Raw genomic sequence first — 17,829 nt, forward strand, 5'->3', positions numbered from 1 at the left:
CAAGAAGTTACTCTGATCCTGCACGTATCCTGCACGCCGCCCCCACGCACACGACCCGAGGAGACACCCATGGCCGCGAAGAAGCGGGGGTTCGGGCAGATCCGACGCCTACCCTCCAAGCGATACCAGGCCGGCTACACCGGCCCGGACGCCGCCCTGCACTACGCCCCGTCCACCTTCGACGCCCGCGAGGACGCCGAGGCATGGCTCGCCGACGAGCGCCGCCTCATCGCCGCCGGGACGTGGGCCCCGCCCAAGGCCCGGGCGAAGGCCAAGGCCGAGGGTCCGATGACCTTCGGCACCTACGCCGAGTCATGGCTCCGCCGCCGCGACCTCAAGCCCCGCACCCGCGCCCACTACCGACGCCTGCTAGACGACTTCATCCTGCCCCGGTTCGAGGACGTGCCCTTCGCGCACATCACGCCCGTGGCCGTCGCCGACTGGCACGCCGACCTCGGCACCGCCACCGGCCCCACCTACCGCGCCCACGCGTACTCCCTCCTGCGCACCATCTCGCTCACCGCCGTTTCAGAGGACGTCATCGACGCCTCGCCGTGCCGGGTCCGCGGCGCTGGCAACTCCAAGCGTGTGAAGAAGATCGAGCCGGCCACGCTCGCCGAGCTCGAGGCCCTGACGAAGGCCATGCCCGAACGACTCCGGGCGATGGTCATGCTCGCCGCGTGGTGCGCGATGCGGTTCGGGGAGTTGGCCGAGCTGCGCCGGAAGGACGTGGACCTGAAGAACGGCATCATCCGCGTCCGCCGCGCCGTTGTCCGCGCTGACGGCGAGGTCATCGTGGGCACCCCCAAGTCCGAGGCTGGCGTCCGGGACGTGGCGATCCCGCCGCACCTCGTGCCCATGCTGAAGACGCACATCGGCGAGCACGCACAGTGGGGGAGGGATGGCCTCCTGTTCCCCAACCCCGACGGCGAGAACATGGCCTCATCCTCGCTGGCGTGGCACTTCAACAAGGCCCGCGTCGCCGCCAAGCGGCCGGACCTCCGGTTCCACGACCTGCGGCACACCGGAGCCGTCCTGGCCGCACAGACGGGCGCCACGCTCGCCGAGCTGATGGCCCGCCTCGGTCACTCAACCCCGGCCGCCGCCATGCGCTACCAGCACGCCGCGAAGGGCAGGGACGCCGAGATCGCCGCCCTGCTGTCCAAGATCGCCGAAGCGAAGTAGACCCACCCCCAGACGCCCCGGCCACCCATCGAGGTGGCTGGGGCGTTCTGCTGTCCCCTGAATTACCTGTGGACGGCCAGAAGTTCTACGACGACACGACACGCTGATAGGCGCGACACGCCGGGAAATGCGAACTCTTAGGGCTGTGGAAAACCAGCCTCCCCTGGCAACGCGTTGCGTTCTCCGTCCGCCGGCGCATCCGAAAGTGGGCACCGGGATTCTTAGACAAACGTGAGCCGGCTTGTATCGCATTTGTCTACTAGGCGGCCATGCGTCCGCGCAATGGGGCAGGTCAGAGGCTGTGATCGCCGTAGACGCGACGTCTACAACTTGTATGCCAGCAGCTGGCAAATGTTAGACGGCGCCGCGCAGACCGTTCACCTGGGCACCTGACCTGCAGCGATGCACACCTTGTGGGGCCCTCTGTGGATTCACGGTTCCACGCCCCCGGGGCTGCCAGGGCGAATGACACGAGTGGCATTTAGGCCCCTACGATGAGTTGTGTCCAGATAGGAACGTAGATATCCGGGCAAGGAACGACCCGCCCCCTGAACAACCGCCAAGTAACCCAGGGGACGGGCCGCAAACACCTCACAGGAGGCTCGATCAAGCATGGCACACACGACCCTGAGCATGCGCAACACTGCGCCCAGGAATGGCGCGCTCCCGCTCTACGTGAGCATCAAGGAAGCAGCAGCGGCCAAGGGGGTGACCGAGCGGACCATCCGGAGGTGGATCGCGACGAACCACCTCAGCGCCGAACGCGTCGGCCCCCGCCTCATCCGCATCCGCGTCGAAGACCTCGAGCAGATGGGCCACCGGATCGGGGGTGCGGCGTGAACCCCCAGAACACCCCCACCCCCCAGCACAACACCACCCGTCACGTGGCCAACTGCAAGACGAACGGGGGCCACGTCCCTCCGTCGCAGTGCCCCAAGTGCTCCCAGCCGCCGGACTACAAGCTCATGGGCTACCTCATGAAGCTGGACCGCCTCGCCGGCAAGAGGGCAGGTGGCCGATGAGCACCACGCCCGACCTCCAGCCCGTCCTGGACAACACCGACCCGTGGTGGCGGGACAGCGCCGAGCGTGCCCTCCAGGACCTCGCCGCCACCGGCCGCACGTTCGACGCTTTCGACCTCACCGAGATGGGCGTCATCGACCCGCCCCACCCCAACCACTGGGGAGCACTCTTCCGTGCCGCTGCCAGCGCCGGAACCATCGAGGTGGCCGGGTACCACAAGTCCCGCCGCCCGGGGCGCGCAGGGGGCGTGTGCGCCTTCTGGCGGGGGAAGCGGGCGGCGTGACCCAGCGGACCCAGCGGTTCGACTGGGAACGCGCACTCCTCGCGTCCGACCTCCCGGCGTCGGCACGCCTGATCGGGCTCACGCTGGCGACCCGCACGGACCCGGACCTGACCATCCCCGCGGACTTCACGCCCTCCCTGTCGACCATCGCCAAGTGGACGGGGCTGAGCAGGCGCGCCGTCCAGTTGCATCTCAACGGACTCGAAACGGCGGGTTGGGTCACTCGTTCGCGACCGACCGTGATGGCGGCGAGGGTGCACCACGAGCGCACACGGTACGGACTCGCCACACCTGCCGGGGCTGGGGCACCCGATGCCCTAGGGCATGAGATTCCCCAGCCTGGGGAACCCAGTGCCCTAGGGCTAGGGAATGAGGTGCACGGGGCTAGGGCACCAGTTGCCCTCAACCATCACGTTCCATCACCTTCTCCATCACCTTCCATCACCGACGTCGCTGTCGCTGCATCTCCTGGCTTCCGAGACCTCACAGAAGACGAGATTCAGCCCTTCATCGAATTCCACAAGATCCGCCGGTGGCGTCCCTGGCTCAAGAAGGCCATGGGCGAAGGCTTCTACGAGGACTCAATCCGAGAGTTCCGAGGAGCACGAAACCAGCCCGCCGCGACGTCCGACCGGAAGCTCATGCAGCACATGAACGTCGTCGCCGAACTAGAGCAGTACGAAGAACGCCAACTCCCGTACCAGAGCAGCCACGAAACCAAGTTGCTAGGAGCCTGACCATGAAGCCTTCCGAAGCCGCCAAGGTCCTCACCTACGTCGCCGCGTTCAACGGTCGCACCGTCGGCAAGACCGACGCCATGGCATGGGCCGACGCCCTCCACCCTGACGTCACCTACGAGGACGCCAAGACCGCCGTTGCGCAGCACTTCGCCGAGTCGACCGACTGGTGCATGCCCGCCCACATCAACCAGCGCGTCAAGACCATCTGGCGGGAGAGGGTCGACGCCATCGGCGGGGCCGTGCCACCCCCTCCTGACTCCATCGCCGACCGGCCCGGCCACTGCTACAGCGAGTGGCATCAGGTCTTCCTGCGTGCCGTGAAGATCGGTGCCACCCCGGAAGAAGCCGACCAGCAAGCCTGCGCAGCCGTGCAGATCACTCGCGCTCCCAACGATCCCCTCCGCTCACTCTCCTGGCGCCGGGCACAGCGTGAACAGCAGCAGCTCGGCGCCGCCTGATGTCACGCCGGCACGACCCACGCGCCCTCGACACCCCTGAGCGGTCAGAGGGCGCGTGGGAGTACGAGACGTGGGCGGCACAGTGGGGCGACACCGAGACGACCACCCCACCGGCGGACTGGCAGGTCGCATGGGCGGACACCACCATCAGCACCGTCGAGAAGGTCTGGTCCGAGCAAGGCGCCAAGCTGTACGCCCCACACCGGTACAAGTGGTTGCGCGACGACCTCCACACCTGGCTGCTCATCGAGGCCCAGAAGGTCGCCGACTGGTACGTGCCCGTCCCCTGCCCCGACCCCGAGGGCATGTGGGCCGCGACCCTCTGGCGCACCCTCCGCAAGTCGGCCCGGTGGCACTTCGGCACCGTCGCCAAGACCGTCGAAGAACAAGACGCCTACCACCGAGGCGTGACGTCCACCAACTACCTCACGGCAGAAGTCGGCGATGCGTGGCTACCCCGCCACGCGATCCACGGCGACGACTGGACCAGCCGAGACCCCGCCGACGTCGTCGGCCGTGTCGAAGCCCTCGCCGAGAAGGTCCGCCAGGCCGAGACCTACACCCGCGAGCAGGGCAGCACGTACACCACCGAGACGTCCCCGTACTGCTCCGAGCCCCTATGCACCCAGCCCGTCGACATCAACGGGCAGTGCCGGCCCCACTACGAGAAGGAACGACGCCTCTGGGGCAACGTAAACGGGCGCCTCTGCAACATCCCGGGGTGCGGCAGGCCCCACCGCTCACGGGGACTGTGCAACACCCACCAGGCCCAGCTGCGCGGCGGCAGGCTCCCCGCCGAGTACATGCAGTACGCCGAGGCCAAGCAGCAGCCCGCCACCGGGTGCCAGGTCCCCGGCTGCGACAGGCCCCACGACGCCCGCGGGTACTGCGCCAAGCACTACGCCATATGGCGCAAGGGCACGCTGTGAGCGGGGCACAGGCGAGGGCAGGTCACACCCTCCCAAAATGCCCCCACCCCCCTACCGGGCAGCAAGGCGCACACCGCTGCCCCCACCGATGCGCGCACGCCCCATGCCCCCGAGGCCCAGCCCCGGCCCGTCCCCACGCGGAGCCGACGGGATCACCGGCGCGAGCAGTTCAACATCTGCGGAAGCGAGGCAAACACCATGAGTAAACATTCATCAGCCGGTTCAGCATGGCAAGCAATCAGATTGAGAATCCTGCAGCGCGACGGCTACACGTGCGCGTACTGCGGCAGGGAAGCAGACACGGTTGATCACATCGTCGCGAAAGCGAACGGCGGAACAGATGATGAATCGAATCTGATTGCAGCTTGCAGGACGTGCAACGGGTACAAACAGGACCGCCAACAGATCAGGGTCCCCTACGTCAATACCAAATGGCTGACCAGCGTCTGATTCGGTCGAGGCTGGTCAACGCCGCCGAGTCGAGATCGGCCCGTTTCTTTAGCAGGGCCCCGGCAGCCCCGCCCCCAACTGTCGTTTTCATGCGTGAAGCTTCAAATATTCGGAGGAGGTGGCCAGATGGCTGCCAGGACGTTCGTGTCGTCGCTGAGGTCGTTCCAGAAGGCGTCGCCGTGGTTGGGCCCGGAGCATGACCCGGCGCTGGTGATGCTCGAGGCGATGGCGAAGGAGTTGGACGGCGGGGAGCTGACCCCGGCGCTGCTGTCGCAGTTCGGTCTGGCCTATCGGTCGCTGCAGAAGCTGGCCCCGCGGTCGGACCGGGGCGAGGTGGACCCGTTGGACGAGGTCCTGGCCGAGCGGGGGCGCTGAGTGGTGTTCGCACCGGCGTTGATGACCCCGCCGCTGTCGGAGGACTTCACCACCGATGGTGACTGGCTGTTGCGGTTCGCGGACCTGGCGTGGTGCACCCCGGAGTCGCCGGCGGGGATCGAGTTGGACGCGTGGCAGCGGGAGTTGCTGCGTCGGATGCTGGAGACGTATCCGCCGGGGCACGAGCGGGCCGGGGAGTTGCGTTACAGGCAGGTGCTGGTGTCTCTGGGGCGCCAGAACGGTAAGTCTGTGATCGGGGCACTGCTGGGTCTGTACGGCCTTCTGCGGGCCCCTGGTGCGCTCGTGATCGGTGTGGCGTCGACGGCGGAGCAGGCGCGGATCATCTACGACCGGACCATGTTCGTGATCAACCAGAACCCCACGCTCAAGCGCCGGTTCGAGCGGCTGACCGACACTCGCGGCATCCAGGCCAAGGACGGCAGCAAGTACGAGATCAAGGCAGCGAAGTCCGCCGCGGTGCAGGGCCTGCCCGTCTCGCTCGGCCTGTTCGACGAGCTGCACATCGCCCGGGAGGAGGTGTGGCAGGCGCTGGTCAACGGCACCGGTGGCCGCAAGGACGGGATCGTGGTGGGGATCACCACGGCCGGGGATGATGAGTCGGCGCTGCTGAAGGGCCTGTACGACCTGGCGAAGAGGGCCGCGGGCGGGGAGGCGACCCTGGAGCGGTTCGGGGCGTTCATCTGGGAGGCCCCGGCGTCACGGGTGCCTGAGGACGACGGCGAGCTGCTGGAGTTCCTCAAGGCGGCGAACCCGGCACTGGCCGATGGGCGACTCGACGCCCAGAACCTCATCAGCGACATCCGCGCCATGCCCGAGCCCGACGTCATCAGGTACCGCCTCAACCGCTTCCTCGACTCCTCCGCCGCCTCGTTCCTGTCCCAGGACCAGTGGGTGGCCGCCGGCCGTGGGGATGGAGAGACGTTCCCCGAGGGGCGCCCGGTGTTTGCCGTTGACCGGTCCCCGGACTGGGGGTTCGCCACGGTGACCGCGAACGTGAAGGTCGACGGGGTGACGCACACCGAGGTCGTGGCGTCGCTGGTGAACCCCACGCTCGAGCGGCTGCTGCAGGTGTGCACGCAACTGTCGGTGCACTCGCCGTCCATGTTCGTGATGGACGGGTACGCGTTGCGGGATCTCGGCGGGGAGCTCAAGCGGCGGGGCCTGCAGGTGCGCATCTGCACTCAGGGTGACGTCGTGAATGCGTCGAGCCTGTTCTATTCCAAGGTCGTGCGCCGGGAATTGCGCCACGGCAATGACGGGCTGTTGTCGGTGCAGATTCCTCGCACGGTGCGCCGGAACGTGGGCGAGGCGTTCCGGATCTCCCGGAAGGATTCCTCGGTCGAGATTGACGCGGTGCTTGCGACGGCATTGGGAGTGTGGGCGGCCGAGGTTGAGACCGATGTCCCGGTGCAAATCTTCTAAAGCCCCGGCGCGCCCTGCGAATAGACTTGCATTAGCCGGTATAGTTATGCGTATGCGGTAGGACACTTCCTTGGAGGCTGGATGGGCTGGTGGGCGTCGTCAAAGTCATGGCTCCTCGGAGCCGACGATTCCGCTCACCTTCAGGCCAGGGCAGAGACGCCCCCGCCGTCGGACCCGTCAACGGCTCGCATAGCGCCTGCCAGGACTGACCTCTCGACTGCCTCGGCGCTGTCGCTGCCGTCGGTGTACCGGGCCGTGTCGATCTTGGCCACCGGTGTCTCCCAGCTCACGGTGGACGTGTGGCGCGGTGACGAGCCCTCGCCTCGCGTCCCGGCCTGGGTGCGTCGCCCCGACATCAAGGTGTCCCGGTCGGCGTTCTTCGAGCAGACCACGGTAGGCCTGGCGGTGACCGGCAACGCGTTCTGGCGGGTGCACCGCGACTCGGCAGCCGACCCGGTGCAGGCACTGACGGTCCTGAACCCGCATGACGTCGTGATCAACGAGGACGGCACCTACGGCTACCAGAACCAGCGGCCGCTGCAGGACTGGCAGGTGCAGCACCTCGCCCTGCTGCGGGTGCCAGGCGCCCGGTACGGCCTCGGCCCGATCCAGGCCGCCCGCGCCGACCTGGCCGGCGTGCTCGATCTGCGCGACTACGCCGCCGAGTGGTTCAACACCGCCGGTGTGCCCAACGGAGTGCTGTCCACCGAGCAGGTCCTCGCGCCGGATCAGGCGGCGCAGTACAAGAAGCAGTGGATGGAGCAGCAGTCCCACAAGAACGGCCCCGCGGTCCTGGGGGCCGGGATCGCGTACTCGCCGATCATGCTGTCCCCGAAGGACGCCCAGTTCCTTGAGTCGCGCCGGTACACGGTCACGGAGATCGCCCGCCTGTTCGGCATCCCTGCGTCGTTGATGCTCGCCACGGTCGACGGGGCGGCGATGACTTACCAGAACGTCGCGGACGCGGACCTGTCGTTCGCCCGGTGGACGTTGGTGCAGTACCTGCGCGAGATCGAGGAAGCGATCTCCACTCTGCTGCCCCGTGGCACCGAGGCCCGGTTCAACCTTGACGCCGTGCTGCGCCCCTCGACGAAGGCCCGGTACGACGCCCACAAGATCGCCATCGAGGCCGGGTTCCTCACCGTTGACGAGGTCCGTGCCATCGAGGGCCTCAAGCCACTGCCAATGAGGGAGCCCCACCGATGAGCGAAGAGCTGTTGACGCGGGAGGCGACGTTCACGGCCTCCGATGTGGAGGCCCGTGAGGTCGTCGGTATCGCGGTGCCGTGGGAGCAGCCCACGGACCTGGCCGGCTACAGGGAGCAGTTCGCCCGAGGGTCCGTCGTGGACTCCGACGAGGCGCTGCTGTTCTACGGGCACGCCGAGCCCATCGGCCGGGTGATCCGCGCCGAGGACACCGACGCCGGGTGGGAGATCACCGCCCGCATCTCAGAGACCGCCCGCGGGGACGAGGTCCTCACGTTGCTGCGGGACGAGGTGCTGACGAAGTTCTCGGTCGGGTTCCGCCCGGTGGAGGCACGCACCGAGGAAGACGGGTTGGTCACCCGCACGAAGGTCAACGTCCGGGAGGTCTCGGTCGTGCCGTTCCCCGCTTATGCGGGGGCATCCATCAGTGAGGTCCGTGAGCGGCCCTCCGACGAGGCGCACCAGCGCCAGGAAGGGGCAGACATGCCCGACAACGTGACTGCCGCGGACCTGGAGCAGGTCCGCGCATCCATCGAGGACCTCGACCGTGAGGTTCGCATGATCCAGACCGACAAGCCCACCGAGCCGGTGGTGGACACCCGCTCCGCCGGTGAGGTGCTCAAGGCCATCGCCTCCGGTGACGAGGCCGAGCTGCGCGCCTACACCGGTGGCACGACCGCCGACACGGTCGCGAAGAACGGCTGGGTCGGTGACCTGACCCGCCTGGTCGACGAGGCCGCCACCCTGCGTGGGCTGTTCTCCACCGGCAACCTCCCGGCCGAGGGTAACTTCATCGAGTACGCCGTCCTGGGTGAGAACACAGCCGTGGTCGGCGACCAGGGCGGCGAGGGCAAGGACCTGCCGTACGGCAAGGTGACGGTCACCACGGCCACCGCCCCGGTGAAGACCTACGGCGGGTACACGCAGCTGACCCGGCAGGAGATCGAGCGGTCCTCCGTGGCCATCCTCGACCACAACCTGCGCGCCCAGTCCATCGCCACCGGCAAGGCCCTCAACGCCGCGTTCCGCACCTTCTACGCCGCCCAGGTGGCCGCACAGACCTCCGCCGGCAACACGGTCGAGATCCCCGCCGCCGCGGACTACACCGACTGGCTCGGTGCCGTCGTGGACGCCGCTGAGAAGTACGAGGACCTCGGAGTCTCCCTCGACGCCCTGGTCGTGGACAAGACGATCTTCAAGACGCTGCTGGGCTTCACCGGTAGTGACGGCCGCCCGATGATGAGCGTCGACGGGTCCGGCGCGAACACTGTCGGCTCCCTCGATGTCAAGGCCATCTCCGGGTCGCTCGCCACGATCCCGGTGCGGCTGAACGCCAAGCAGGCGGCCCCGGGTGCCGCGTTCGTGAACCGGCTCGCCATCCGGTCCTACAACAGCCCCGCGGTGCGCCTGCAGGACGAGAACATCATCAACCTGTCCAAGGACTTCAGCGTCTACCTGTACAGCGCCCTGGCGGCGGAGATCCCCGCCGCGATCGTCCCGGTCGTCGAGGCGGCCTGACTGTGACCGCTGCCGACCTCCAGAAGTACGTAGGCGCCCACGAGGGTGACGCGACCTACGTCGAGTCGTGCTGGGCCGAGGCCGCGAGCCTCGTCGCCCAGTTCGTCGGTGACGCGACGGTGCCCGCTGAGGTCATCCGCCGCGCCACCCTGGAGGTTGGCAGCGAGCTGTACCACCGTCGCAGCGCCCCCAACGGGGTCGCCCAGTTCGCCAGCCTCGATGGCACCGCAGTACGCGTCGCCCGCGACCCGATGGTCGGTGCGTACCCGCTGCTGACCCGGTACGTCGGTGGGGGGTTCGCATGAGCCTGACCGACCACCGCACCACGCTGGCCGCCGCGCTCTCGGGGGCTGGTCTGCAGGTCGAGGCGCACTTGCCCGAACGAATCAACCCTCCGGTCGCGATCCTCACTCCCGGCACCCCGTACCTCGAGGGCGGGGACACCTACGGGTCGTACACGCTGCGGTTCACCGTGCTGCTGGTGACGCCCACCGCGGCGAACGCGACCGCCACCACGGTACTGGACGAGCTGATCGTCAAGGCCGTGGCCGGGGTCGAGGGCGCCGACGGGTTCGGCCTGGAGCGGGTCGACCAGCCCGCGATGCTCCAGGCGAACAACGCCCAGTACATGTCCACGACCGTCGAAGTGCTCAAGCACATCAGGCTCTGAGGGAGGCGCTGTGGGGTCGACCCGGATCAAGTCCAACCGGCTCAGCTTTCGCCTCGGCGACGGCGAGGCCGACTTCTGGGCTGACCTGTCCGAGGTCGTCATGGACGCGGACCGGACCTACGTGCCGCTGCTGGCCGGCGGGTACCGGGCCCGTGAGGAGTGGTTCTTCGACGTCTCGGCGATCCAGTCCACCGCGCCCGGGTCGTTCTGGACGTTCCTGTTCGACCACGCCGGGGAGATGCACCCGTTCGGTTACGCCCCGCACGGCAACCCCATCCCGACCGTGGACGAGCCCCACTTCACGGGGATCGTCCAGATGCCGGCCCGCCCTTCCCTGGGTGGTGCCGCGTCCCCTGACGGCGAGTACAGCTTTGACGCTCGCCTGTTCATCATCTCCGGCCCACTGAGGGTCACCGAGTAAGGAACGGAGGCCCCCTCATGGGCTCTACCCGCATCAAGGGCAACAAGCTCGCACTGAAGTTCGGCTCCCCGGCCGAGGACTTCTGGGCAGACGCGACCAGCGTCGTCCTGGAGAACGAGGAGACCTCCGGCGACGGTGTCATCACCTTCGAGAACGCCGCCCAGGTCGACGACTCCCGGCAGTGGTTCTTCACCCTGTCCGCGATCCAGTCCACCGCCGCCACCAGCTTCTGGCGGTACCTGTGGGACAACACCGGCGAGACGGTGGCGTTCACCTACGCTCCGCACGGCAACGCCGACCCCACCGACAGCGAGCCGCACTTCATCGGCACCTGCAAGATCGGGCCGAAGCCGTCGGTCGGTGGCGAGGCGTCCGCCACGGGGGAGTACACCTTCGAGACCCGCCTCGACGTCGTCACCGGCCCCACGCTGGACGTCGGCGGGGCCTGACCATGGCGGGCGCGGGCGACTTCACCACCGACGGGCCGGTGAAGATCAAAGTCGAGGGGCTGAGGAAGACCGTCCGGGCGATGGAAGCCGCTGGCGCTTCCTCCCAGGACATGAAGGACCTCATGCACGCCCTGGGCCTGATCGTCGTCCGCGCCGCCCAGCCACGCTCACCGATCATCTCCGGCCGCCTGTCCGGTTCGCTGCGGGCCGGTCGGGGCAAGACCAAAGCAGTCGTGCGGGCCGGCGGGGCCCGCGCCCCGTACGCCGGGGTCATCCACTACGGGTGGCCCGCCCGCAACATCGCCGCGCACCCGTTCCTCGCGGACGCGCTGCAAGCCACCCGCTCGCAGATCTTCTCCGCCCTGAACGACGGGCTGGGAGACCTGCTCAAGAAGCACGACCTCACCTGACCACCACACGGAGGAACCATGATCGACATCAACCGCCTCACGCTCGGAGAGATCGCCAAGGTCGAGGAGCTGTCCGGGCAGCCCATCTCCACCATCGGTGACGAGAAGGCACCCAAGGGCCTCGCCCTGGCCGCGCTCGCGTTCGTCGCCAAGCGCCGCGAGGACGCCAAGTTCTCCTGGAACGCCGCCCAGGAACTGACCATCGAGGACGCGAACACCATCCTCGGCCTCGGTCAGGAGGTCACCGACGCCCCTTTGGACGGTGGCTCGGCGAAGCCGGCGAAGACCCGGACGAAGTAGCCCGCCGGTGGGCTGAGGACATGGCCATGTTCGTCGTGCACATGCGCCTCAGCCCCACCGAGTACCGGGCTTTGACCCTGATCGAACGAGACGCCCTGGTGCGCGAGCACAACAAGGCCAACCGCAAGAGGAGGTGACCCGTGGCAGGTCAGACCATCCAGATCTCTGTCCTGGCGGACACCAAGAAGTTCTCCTCCGCGATGCGGGGACTGTCCCAGGAGACGGGTCTGTCCAAGCTCGGGGCCGGGTTCGCCGCCCTCGGCAAGGCTGCTGCTGTCGGGCTCGCCGCCGCCGCGGCGGGCCTCACCGCCCTGGGCGTCAAGGCGGTCGGTGCCGCCGGTGAGCTCGAGCAGTCCATCGGCGCCGTGGACACCGTGTTTAAGGACTCCGCCGGGCAGATCCACGAGTGGGCCAAGGGTGCCGCGGAGGCGGCCGGCCTGACCCGCAACCAGTACAACGAGCTCGGCACGCTGATCGGGACGCAGCTGAAGAATGGCGGCACCGCCATGGATGAGCTCGGCCCGAAGACGAACAACCTCATCACCCTCGGTGCCGACCTGGCGTCCATGTTCGGTGGGACCACCGCTGACGCTGTCGGGGCGCTGTCGTCGGCGCTGAAGGGCGAGCGGGACCCCATCGAGAAGTTCGGGGTGAGCCTGAATCAGGCGGCCATCGACGCCAAGGCCGCGGAGATGGGGTTTGAGAAGGTCGGCGGGGCGCTGTCCGCCGAGGCGAACCAGGCCGCGACCCTGGCGCTGATCATGGACCAGACCGCGGACGCGCACGGCAACTTCGCCAAGGAGTCCAACACCCTGGCCGGTCAGCAGGAACGGCTCAAGGCCAAGCTCGGGAACATCACCGCCACTCTGGGCATGTACCTGCTGCCCATCCTCACGGCGGTGACCGCGTGGGTGTCCGACCGTCTGGGCCCGGCGTTCGAGGCCCTCACCGCCTGGATCGAGACGTCTGCGGTCCCGGCGCTGCAGTCACTGGGCGGCTGGCTGCGGGACAACGTCCTGCCCGCCCTGCAGGACCTGGCCACTTGGGTGCAGGGGACCGTGGTGCCCGCCCTGCAGGCCATGGGTGAGTGGATCACCGGCACCCTCGTCCCGGGCCTGATGGACGCCGGGACGTGGATCAACAACAACAAGGACTGGCTCGCCGCCCTCGCCGTCACCGTGGGCACCATGGTGGTTGCCTACCAGGGGTACGTGCAGGTCATGGCGATCTGGAAGGCCGCCACCGTCGCCGCCCAGGCCGTGCAGGTGGCGTTCAACGCCGTGATGGCCGCGAACCCCATCGGGCTGATCGTCCTGGCCATCGCGGGTCTGGTGGCCGGGCTGGTGTACTTCTTCACCCAGACCGAGACCGGCAAGGCCATCGTCGAGACTGCCTGGGCTGCCATCCAGGGCGCGGTCGAGGCCGTCAAGACGTGGTTCACCGACACCCTCGTGCCGGCCCTGTCGGCGGCGTGGGACACCATCACCTCCGGGCTGTCCACGTTCGCGACGTGGCTGTCGGACACCTGGACGTCGATCAAGAACACCGCCACCGACAAGTGGAACGGCGTCCTGGACTTCTTCCGGGGCATCCCCGGCAAGGTCACCGACTTCTTCATGAACTGGACTCTCCTGGGGCTGCTGATCCAGCATTGGGACTCCATCAAGACCACCGCCACCGAGAAGTGGAACGCCCTGGTCGACTGGGTCAAGGGCATCCCGCAGCGGTTCGTAGACGGGCTCGCCGCGATCGCGAACATCGCGATCCAGATCGGTATCTGGGTGCTCGGCATTAAGGACGCTGCGGTAGAGAAGTTCATGCAGCTCGTCGACTGGGTCAAGGAGCTGCCCGGGAAAATCCTGTCCGGCCTCGGTGACCTCAGCCGCCTGCTGATCAACGCGGGCAAGAACATTATCGAGGGGCTGTGGAACGGGCTGAAGGCGAAGTGGGAGGCGGTCAAGGACTGGGTCGGCGGCATCGCTGACTGGATCGCCGACAACAAGGGCCCGAAGGCGTACGACCTGAACCTGCTGGTCAACGCGGGTAAGTGGATCATGCAGGGCCTGCAGGACGGTCTCCGGTCGGAGATCCCGAACCTGCGCCGCACCTTGGAGGGCGTGTCCGCTGAGGTCGCCAGGACCCCCATGGCGCCCCTGCAGGTGGGCACGTCGGCGTCGTCCACGTCGGCGAGCCGGTGGGGCGCGGCGGGGTCGAACACCAACCCGGCCATGGACGGCGGGCACACCACCGCACCGCTGGACCTGTCCGAGAAGTCCATCCGAGGCATCGCTGACGCGGTCCTCGCGGGGGCGGGGGCTGTCGGCACCGCGTCCGCCCGGGAGCAACTGAACCACGCAAGGCGAGGAGTGAGGCGGTAAGCATGGCCGTGGTGAGTTTCGACAAGCTGATGTTCAACGTGGTGGCGGACCCGTCCGACCGGCTGGGGGTGGACACGATTGACGGCTTCTCCCGCCTCGAGGAAGCCCCAGGCCGATTCGTGCGCGGCGCCGGTGGTCGAGTGCGGGTGATGCGCCGCGCCGGGGCCAACCGTTCATGGTCGCTTGGCCTTCCGGCCCTCACCCAGGAGCAGACCCGGTGGCTGGAGGACCGCGTCGGGGTCCTGCTGTGCGTGCGCGACAACCGAGGCCACAAGATGTTCGGCACCTACATGGGCACCCAGGTCGACGAGATCCCCTCGACGGACAAGATCGCGGACGTGTCATTGACCGTGACCGAGGTGTCCTGGTCCGAGGCCGTATAGACCGCCGCCCCCGGCCGGTGGTGGTCCCGGCCGGGGGCGGTGCATTGTTGCCGATGTTGCGGTGCTCTACGCGTGCGCGTGCGCGAAGGTCAGCCGAGCCACTGCCACCCGCAGCGGGCCTGCGCCGGACCGTCGTCGTCTGCGGGGTAGATCTGCCACGCCGGCACCTGGTCGGCCGGCATGTCGTTGCCGAGGATCACGATGGTCAGCACCCAGTCGACGACGGTCGCGAGCCGGTCGGACGGCATCGCCGGGTTGAGGTCCATCTCGTACCAGGCGTCCTCGTCGAGGTAGCGGGTCAGTTCGACGATCTCGTCGGTGTCCGCGAGGTCCTCGTCCCATCGGACGTCGACGCCGAGCGCCTCGAGGAACTCGATGTCAGTTGCGAGCTGCTCGGTCTGTGTAGCGTTGTGCATGGTCCTGCTCTTTCCAAGGTTGAGGGTGGGACTCGCCCGTCCGGTGTTCCAGCACCGGGCGGGCATTTTTGCTGTCTAGAGGGCAGCCTCGAACAACTCGCGGCGCCGTTGGTAGAACGCGTCAGTGAGGCGCGTGAGGTCAGCGGGTGGGAAGCCGTCGCGGATCATCGCGGCGACCCGCTGCGCGTACTGGCTCTCCAGGGCGTCGTAGTCGGGTGCCGCGAGGACCGCGGTCACCGAGTCGTCAGCGAAGTTCACGGGCGCAACTCTGCCCGGTGGGGGCGGCGAGCAGGTCCGCGACCCGGTACACCTGCCCGGACCCGTCCTCGAGGTACAGGTGCACGGTCCCGTCCGGGTGCGGGACGACCTCGATGGGGGCAGTGCCGGTCGTGCTGTGGACCGTGGTGGCCATGGTGTCTCCCGTCTGCGGGAGCCTGCCCTCATCCTGCACGTATCCTGCACGTCCAGAAATGAGGAAGGCCCCCGACCTAGCATCTCTGCAGGTCAGGGGCCTAGTTGTTGTGGCTCCCGCGACTGGACTCGAACCAGTAACCGTCCGATTAACAGTCGGATGCTCTGCCAATTGAGCTACGCGGGATCGCGAGATTGGACTCTAGCAAAGATTCAGACCCGCTCCAGACCACGAACGGCCCGTTCCCGGCTCATGTGGGGAGTCCCACAGCCGCACGCGCCCGACGCTCGAGAGCGTCGATCAGCCGGCGCTCGTCGTCGTCACCGACCAGCTCTCCCTGGGCGGTGAGCTGAGAGAAGAGAGAGCCGTCCTCGTCGCGCCGGATCTGCGCCCGCACGAGCGCGCCGGTGGTCGTCTGGGCGGTCTCGGTGTGCACCACGGAGGACTGGACGCGCTCGCGGAGCGCGGTGGCGAAGGACTCGACCTCGTCGGTCGCGGTGGTCAGCGCAAGCGGGCGCTGCGCACCGTCCACCCACGTGACGGTGAACTGGTGCATGGCGCCGTCCCACCGGCCGTGCTGGACGGTGTGCCAGGGGTGGCGCGCCCGGATCCCGGAGGCGTCGGCGATCAGGAGCGCGCCGGTGGAGACGACGGCCCAGCCGCCGTCCGTGAGCTCGGCGACGGCGAGGGTGCCGAACGGCTTGAGGTGGACCGCCACGTCCGAGGGCAGTCGGGGGCCACGACCGAAGATCATGCTTCACACGGTAACGCGAGCGGCGCAGGTAGTCTGGTCGCCGCCGCGCAGGCATGCGCGGGCACGCCCTTGTAGCTCAGCTGGTCAGAGCAGCGAACTCATAATTCGTCGGTCGCGGGTTCAAGTCCCGCCGGGGGCACCGGCTCATACCGTCGCGACCGCAGCCGCTGGCTCCCATCCTGTTCTGGTGCTGCCGCACCCCATGAGTCATCCTGGAGCCCTCATGCGTAACGACCCGCAGGGCTCTGCCGCGCCGGCAGCTGGCGGACCGTCGCCCGCACCCGTCGCCGGGGCGGACCGGGAAGGCTCGCGCAGCAAACGTGTCCGCCGGATCGTCGTCGTCTCGTTGCTCACCGGCCTGGTGCTGGCCGGTGTGCTCGCCCTGGGGCTGCTCGGCGGGGCACGCGAGCACGTCGTCACCGGCTCGGCGCTGCTGGCGTTCGCGGTCGGCTGGGCGATGCTCGCGGTGTGGTCCATCCGCAGGTCCGACCAGCCGCAGCGCTGGGCGTTCGTCCCGGCGGCAGCGATGGCCGTGGCCGGGACAGGGCTGTTGCTGCTTGCGCCGGACGACCGTGCCCTCACCGCCGCCGGGTGGGTGTGGCCCCCGGTCCTGCTCGCGCTCGCCGTCTGGATCGCGCTGCGCGCGCGGCGCTCGCTGTCCGCCGGCAGCGGCCGCTGGGCGGTCTACGCCGTCGTCGTGATCATGATCGCCGCGTCCCTGGGCGGGATGGCCGAGACCGTCGCGCTGGCCTCCGACCCACGCACCCAGGCCATGCCCGGGGACGTCTACGACGTCGGCGGACGCCGGCTCCACCTTGACTGCACCGGCTCCGGCAGCCCCACCGTCGTGCTGCAGAGCGGGCAGGGCGAGATGTCCTCGAGCTGGGGGCTCATCGCACCGGCCGTCGCCGCGACCACACGGGTGTGTGCCTACGACCGCGCCGGCCAGGGGTGGAGCGAGGACGCGCCGCAGCTGCAGGACGGGTTGGCGGCCGCCGCCGATCTGCACGCGCTGCTGGCCCAAGCCGGCGAGCACGGGCCGTACGTGCTCGTGGGGCACTCGATCGGTGGTGCCTATGCGATGACCTACGCCGCCCGGTACCCCGACGACGTCGCCGGGATGGTTGAGCTGGACAGCTCCGACCCCTACCAGGCCACTGTCGCGCCGGGTGCGGCCGACAGCGACGCCCCGCCACCGTTCGGTGCGCTCGCCAGCCTCAGCCGCCTGGGGATCTGGCAGCTCGTCCCGGCCGGTGGGTCGGAGCTCCCAGAACCGTCGGCAGGCAGCGCCGACGCGTTCGCCACCAGCCCGCGCGGCTTGCGGAACTTCCGCGACGACTTCGCCACCATGCCTGCCCTGTTCACGGACGCGCAGGCGCTCACCACCTTCGACAGCAAGCCCCTGGTGGTCCTCACCGCCGCGTCGGGGCCGGAGGCCGCGCACGACCGGATGGCCGGGCTGTCCACCAACGGCAGCCACCGCCACACCGACGAGACGCACGCCGGCCTGCTCGATACCGAGACGGGCGCCGAGGTTTCGGTGCGCGCAATCGACGACGTCGTCCAGGCCGTGCGCACGGCGACCCCGCTGCCGCAGGAGTGAGCCCTGCGACGCCGCGGCCCCCGC

Annotated in this window: 25 protein-coding genes and 2 tRNA genes; 22 read left to right on the forward strand and 5 right to left on the reverse strand. The window is 68.6% G+C overall.

Annotated elements, in window-relative coordinates:
* Positions 1-69: 69 nt before the first annotated feature.
* The 20 genes from FE374_RS09305 to FE374_RS09395 all read left to right on the forward strand — a co-directional run bounded on the left by FE374_RS09305 (position 70) and on the right by FE374_RS09395 (position 14,620).
* The gene (locus tag FE374_RS09305; RefSeq protein WP_139928469.1) at positions 70-1,185 is read left to right on the forward strand and encodes a tyrosine-type recombinase/integrase; all 1,116 of its coding nucleotides are present in this window, start codon (positions 70-72) and stop codon (positions 1,183-1,185) included.
* A gap of 612 nt (positions 1,186-1,797) precedes the next feature.
* Positions 1,798-2,025 (forward strand): helix-turn-helix domain-containing protein, encoded by a 228-nt coding sequence (locus tag FE374_RS09310; protein ID WP_223173686.1) that lies wholly within the window; start codon positions 1,798-1,800, stop codon positions 2,023-2,025.
* The gene (locus FE374_RS09315) at positions 2,022-2,207 is read left to right on the forward strand and encodes a hypothetical protein (RefSeq protein WP_139928471.1); all 186 of its coding nucleotides are present in this window, start codon (positions 2,022-2,024) and stop codon (positions 2,205-2,207) included. Before FE374_RS09310 ends, FE374_RS09315 begins: the two co-directional genes overlap by 4 nt.
* Complete coding sequence (locus FE374_RS19165) at positions 2,204-2,491, forward strand: hypothetical protein (protein ID WP_168205647.1); 288 nt, start codon at positions 2,204-2,206, stop codon at positions 2,489-2,491. Before FE374_RS09315 ends, FE374_RS19165 begins: the two co-directional genes overlap by 4 nt.
* The gene (locus FE374_RS09320; RefSeq protein WP_168205648.1) at positions 2,488-3,228 is read left to right on the forward strand and encodes a helix-turn-helix domain-containing protein; all 741 of its coding nucleotides are present in this window, start codon (positions 2,488-2,490) and stop codon (positions 3,226-3,228) included. The genes FE374_RS19165 and FE374_RS09320 overlap by 4 nt, the downstream gene beginning before the upstream one ends.
* A 2-nt stretch (positions 3,229-3,230) precedes the next feature.
* Positions 3,231-3,689, forward strand: a complete 459-nt coding sequence (locus FE374_RS09325) for a hypothetical protein (RefSeq protein ID WP_139928475.1) — start codon at positions 3,231-3,233, stop codon at positions 3,687-3,689.
* A complete protein-coding gene (locus FE374_RS09330; RefSeq protein WP_139928477.1) occupies positions 3,689-4,618 on the forward strand; it encodes a hypothetical protein in 930 nt (309 codons plus the stop codon). The genes FE374_RS09325 and FE374_RS09330 overlap by 1 nt, the downstream gene beginning before the upstream one ends.
* Before the next feature lie 198 nt (positions 4,619-4,816).
* Positions 4,817-5,068, forward strand: a complete 252-nt coding sequence (locus FE374_RS20295) for an HNH endonuclease (RefSeq protein WP_139928479.1) — start codon at positions 4,817-4,819, stop codon at positions 5,066-5,068.
* A 126-nt stretch (positions 5,069-5,194) separates the two neighbouring features.
* Entirely contained in the window at positions 5,195-5,443 is a 249-nt protein-coding gene (locus tag FE374_RS09340) for a hypothetical protein (RefSeq protein WP_139928481.1), read from the forward strand.
* Positions 5,444-6,886, forward strand: a complete 1,443-nt coding sequence (locus FE374_RS09345; protein ID WP_139928483.1) for a terminase large subunit domain-containing protein — start codon at positions 5,444-5,446, stop codon at positions 6,884-6,886. It abuts the gene before it with no gap.
* An 81-nt stretch (positions 6,887-6,967) separates the two neighbouring features.
* Positions 6,968-8,092 (forward strand): phage portal protein, encoded by a 1,125-nt coding sequence (locus tag FE374_RS09350; protein ID WP_139928485.1) that lies wholly within the window; start codon positions 6,968-6,970, stop codon positions 8,090-8,092.
* The gene (locus FE374_RS09355) at positions 8,089-9,609 is read left to right on the forward strand and encodes an HK97 family phage prohead protease (protein ID WP_139928487.1); all 1,521 of its coding nucleotides are present in this window, start codon (positions 8,089-8,091) and stop codon (positions 9,607-9,609) included. Before FE374_RS09350 ends, FE374_RS09355 begins: the two co-directional genes overlap by 4 nt.
* Positions 9,610-9,611: 2 nt before the next feature.
* Positions 9,612-9,914: a hypothetical protein gene (locus FE374_RS09360; protein WP_139928489.1), complete on the forward strand. Its 303-nt coding sequence runs from the start codon at positions 9,612-9,614 to the stop codon at positions 9,912-9,914.
* Positions 9,911-10,279 carry a hypothetical protein gene (locus FE374_RS09365; protein WP_139928491.1) on the forward strand — a complete coding sequence of 123 codons (369 nt, stop codon included), beginning with the start codon at positions 9,911-9,913 and terminating at the stop codon, positions 10,277-10,279. Before FE374_RS09360 ends, FE374_RS09365 begins: the two co-directional genes overlap by 4 nt.
* A gap of 10 nt (positions 10,280-10,289) precedes the next feature.
* Positions 10,290-10,700 carry a hypothetical protein gene (locus FE374_RS09370; protein WP_139928493.1) on the forward strand — a complete coding sequence of 137 codons (411 nt, stop codon included), beginning with the start codon at positions 10,290-10,292 and terminating at the stop codon, positions 10,698-10,700.
* 17 nt (positions 10,701-10,717) lie between these two features.
* Entirely contained in the window at positions 10,718-11,149 is a 432-nt protein-coding gene (locus FE374_RS09375) for a hypothetical protein (protein WP_139928495.1), read from the forward strand.
* Between the two features lie 2 nt (positions 11,150-11,151).
* Positions 11,152-11,559 carry an HK97 gp10 family phage protein gene (locus FE374_RS09380; protein WP_139928497.1) on the forward strand — a complete coding sequence of 136 codons (408 nt, stop codon included), beginning with the start codon at positions 11,152-11,154 and terminating at the stop codon, positions 11,557-11,559.
* Between the two features lie 18 nt (positions 11,560-11,577).
* Positions 11,578-11,859, forward strand: a complete 282-nt coding sequence (locus FE374_RS09385) for a hypothetical protein (RefSeq protein WP_139928498.1) — start codon at positions 11,578-11,580, stop codon at positions 11,857-11,859.
* Between the two features lie 140 nt (positions 11,860-11,999).
* Positions 12,000-14,237 (forward strand): phage tail protein, encoded by a 2,238-nt coding sequence (locus tag FE374_RS09390; RefSeq protein ID WP_139928500.1) that lies wholly within the window; start codon positions 12,000-12,002, stop codon positions 14,235-14,237.
* Positions 14,238-14,248: 11 nt separating this feature from the next.
* Entirely contained in the window at positions 14,249-14,620 is a 372-nt protein-coding gene (locus FE374_RS09395) for a hypothetical protein (protein ID WP_139928502.1), read from the forward strand.
* Between the two features lie 89 nt (positions 14,621-14,709).
* Here the strand turns inward: FE374_RS09395 and FE374_RS09400 are convergent, their stop codons facing one another.
* The 5 genes from FE374_RS09400 to FE374_RS09415 all read right to left on the reverse strand — a co-directional run bounded on the left by FE374_RS09400 (position 14,710) and on the right by FE374_RS09415 (position 16,202).
* A complete protein-coding gene (locus FE374_RS09400) occupies positions 14,710-15,036 on the reverse strand; it encodes a hypothetical protein (RefSeq protein WP_139928504.1) in 327 nt (108 codons plus the stop codon).
* Positions 15,037-15,111: 75 nt separating this feature from the next.
* Positions 15,112-15,294 (reverse strand): hypothetical protein, encoded by a 183-nt coding sequence (locus tag FE374_RS09405; protein WP_139928506.1) that lies wholly within the window; start codon positions 15,292-15,294, stop codon positions 15,112-15,114.
* Positions 15,281-15,448: a hypothetical protein gene (locus FE374_RS19170; protein WP_168205650.1), complete on the reverse strand. Its 168-nt coding sequence runs from the start codon at positions 15,446-15,448 to the stop codon at positions 15,281-15,283. The genes FE374_RS09405 and FE374_RS19170 overlap by 14 nt, the downstream gene beginning before the upstream one ends.
* A gap of 110 nt (positions 15,449-15,558) precedes the next feature.
* Positions 15,559-15,634 (reverse strand) — tRNA-Asn (locus tag FE374_RS09410).
* Between the two features lie 64 nt (positions 15,635-15,698).
* Entirely contained in the window at positions 15,699-16,202 is a 504-nt protein-coding gene (locus tag FE374_RS09415; protein ID WP_139928508.1) for a hypothetical protein, read from the reverse strand.
* A 65-nt stretch (positions 16,203-16,267) separates the two neighbouring features.
* On the opposite strand from FE374_RS09415, the gene FE374_RS09420 reads away from it, so the two are divergent.
* Both FE374_RS09420 and FE374_RS09425 read left to right on the forward strand, forming a co-directional pair.
* Positions 16,268-16,341, forward strand: a tRNA-Ile gene (locus FE374_RS09420).
* An 84-nt stretch (positions 16,342-16,425) separates the two neighbouring features.
* Positions 16,426-17,805 carry an alpha/beta fold hydrolase gene (locus tag FE374_RS09425; protein WP_168205651.1) on the forward strand — a complete coding sequence of 460 codons (1,380 nt, stop codon included), beginning with the start codon at positions 16,426-16,428 and terminating at the stop codon, positions 17,803-17,805.
* The last annotated feature ends 24 nt before the right edge of the window (positions 17,806-17,829 follow it).

It is taken from the genome of Georgenia yuyongxinii, assembly GCF_006352065.1.
Taxonomy (GTDB): Bacteria; Actinomycetota; Actinomycetes; order Actinomycetales; family Actinomycetaceae; genus Georgenia; species Georgenia yuyongxinii.

Bases quoted from the DNA above. Each gene is read 5' to 3' on its own strand.
- FE374_RS09305 (WP_139928469.1), top strand. From the start codon at position 70: ATGGCCGCGAAGAAGCGGGGGTTCGGGCAGATCCGACGCCTACCCTCC.
- FE374_RS09310 (WP_223173686.1), top strand. From the start codon at position 1,798: ATGGCACACACGACCCTGAGCATGCGCAACACTGCGCCCAGGAATGGC.
- FE374_RS19165 (WP_168205647.1), top strand. From the start codon at position 2,204: ATGAGCACCACGCCCGACCTCCAGCCCGTCCTGGACAACACCGACCCG.
- FE374_RS09325 (WP_139928475.1), top strand. From the start codon at position 3,231: ATGAAGCCTTCCGAAGCCGCCAAGGTCCTCACCTACGTCGCCGCGTTC.
- FE374_RS09330 (WP_139928477.1), top strand. From the start codon at position 3,689: ATGTCACGCCGGCACGACCCACGCGCCCTCGACACCCCTGAGCGGTCA.
- FE374_RS20295 (WP_139928479.1), top strand. From the start codon at position 4,817: ATGAGTAAACATTCATCAGCCGGTTCAGCATGGCAAGCAATCAGATTG.
- FE374_RS09340 (WP_139928481.1), top strand. From the start codon at position 5,195: ATGGCTGCCAGGACGTTCGTGTCGTCGCTGAGGTCGTTCCAGAAGGCG.
- FE374_RS09350 (WP_139928485.1), top strand. From the start codon at position 6,968: ATGGGCTGGTGGGCGTCGTCAAAGTCATGGCTCCTCGGAGCCGACGAT.
- FE374_RS09355 (WP_139928487.1), top strand. From the start codon at position 8,089: ATGAGCGAAGAGCTGTTGACGCGGGAGGCGACGTTCACGGCCTCCGAT.
- FE374_RS09365 (WP_139928491.1), top strand. From the start codon at position 9,911: ATGAGCCTGACCGACCACCGCACCACGCTGGCCGCCGCGCTCTCGGGG.
- FE374_RS09375 (WP_139928495.1), top strand. From the start codon at position 10,718: ATGGGCTCTACCCGCATCAAGGGCAACAAGCTCGCACTGAAGTTCGGC.
- FE374_RS09380 (WP_139928497.1), top strand. From the start codon at position 11,152: ATGGCGGGCGCGGGCGACTTCACCACCGACGGGCCGGTGAAGATCAAA.
- FE374_RS09385 (WP_139928498.1), top strand. From the start codon at position 11,578: ATGATCGACATCAACCGCCTCACGCTCGGAGAGATCGCCAAGGTCGAG.
- FE374_RS09400 (WP_139928504.1), bottom strand. From the start codon at position 15,036: ATGCACAACGCTACACAGACCGAGCAGCTCGCAACTGACATCGAGTTC.
- FE374_RS19170 (WP_168205650.1), bottom strand. From the start codon at position 15,448: ATGGCCACCACGGTCCACAGCACGACCGGCACTGCCCCCATCGAGGTC.
- FE374_RS09415 (WP_139928508.1), bottom strand. From the start codon at position 16,202: ATGATCTTCGGTCGTGGCCCCCGACTGCCCTCGGACGTGGCGGTCCAC.
- FE374_RS09425 (WP_168205651.1), top strand. From the start codon at position 16,426: ATGCGTAACGACCCGCAGGGCTCTGCCGCGCCGGCAGCTGGCGGACCG.